This window comes from Helicobacter sp. T3_23-1056, assembly GCF_053654535.1.
In genome coordinates this window covers 1-743 of record NZ_JBSIUU010000089.1, presented here as the reverse complement: position 1 = coordinate 743, position 743 = coordinate 1, and the positions used below count along the sequence as shown (strand labels likewise).

General features: G+C 36.9%; 2 protein-coding genes. One reads left to right on the top strand and one right to left on the bottom strand.

Going from position 1 to position 743, the window contains the following annotated elements; all coding sequences use genetic code 11:
* On the top strand, window positions 1–211 hold a 211-nt coding region (locus ACWIUO_RS13810), incomplete at its 5' end, for a hypothetical protein (protein WP_454178462.1).
* Window positions 212–356: 145 nt separating this feature from the next.
* Here ACWIUO_RS13810 and ACWIUO_RS13805 read toward each other — a convergent pair.
* The gene (locus ACWIUO_RS13805) at window positions 357–608 is read right to left on the bottom strand and encodes a hypothetical protein (protein WP_454178461.1); all 252 of its coding nucleotides are present in this window, start codon (window positions 606–608) and stop codon (window positions 357–359) included.
* Window positions 609–743 lie beyond the last annotated feature (135 nt).

Here is a 743-nt window from a genome sequence, read left to right as displayed (position 1 = left end):
TTTTTACACTACTACTTATTTTACCAAAGTCCGCGAGCTAGCAAACGCAGAATCTAGCTTAAACTCTTTGCAAAATCAACTAAAATCTACACAAGATGCGCTAGATTCTCTTTTGCAAGATAAACAAGCACAAATCCAAGCCACGCTCACACAAGCAAATGCAAAATCTATCCCCACTCCCCCCCCCCAACGAAAATTACAAGCAGTATAAATATTTTGCAAGAGATAAATTCTTTGCAAAATATTTTATCCCACGACACCAAAAAACACACAAGCCACACAGGCCACAGCAAAAACGCGTAATTTTAGGCTTTTAGGATTTTAGGTTTTTAGATTTTTTTGTCTTTTTGCGTGTTTTATCCAATCCAAATCGCAAGAAAAATCACAAAACAAACAACCAAAAATCCAACCCCTAGCATTTTCCACCCGCGCGGGCTTATTTCATTGTGCGGACAATACGCCGTATCTCTGCACGCACACTTAGAGCAGTCAAAGTCGCAAAAATTCATTAAAAATTTTAGTTTCTTTTTTGCTTGCTTTTTGTCTAGGTAATAATCGCGCTGTATTTGCTTGCGCCACGCTTTTTTAGTGAAATATTTCTCTTTCATTGCTTTGTCCTTTTTTAAGATTTTTGTTTTAAGATTTTTGCATTTTGCCCTAGATTTTTGCGTTTTTGCAAGGTGGCTAATCTAGCCACTTTATTTTACCTCCGCTTTTTGCCTAAAATCTACACTCAAAAACCT

Bases quoted from the DNA above. Each gene is read 5' to 3' on its own strand.
- ACWIUO_RS13805 (WP_454178461.1), bottom strand. From the start codon at position 608: ATGAAAGAGAAATATTTCACTAAAAAAGCGTGGCGCAAGCAAATACAG.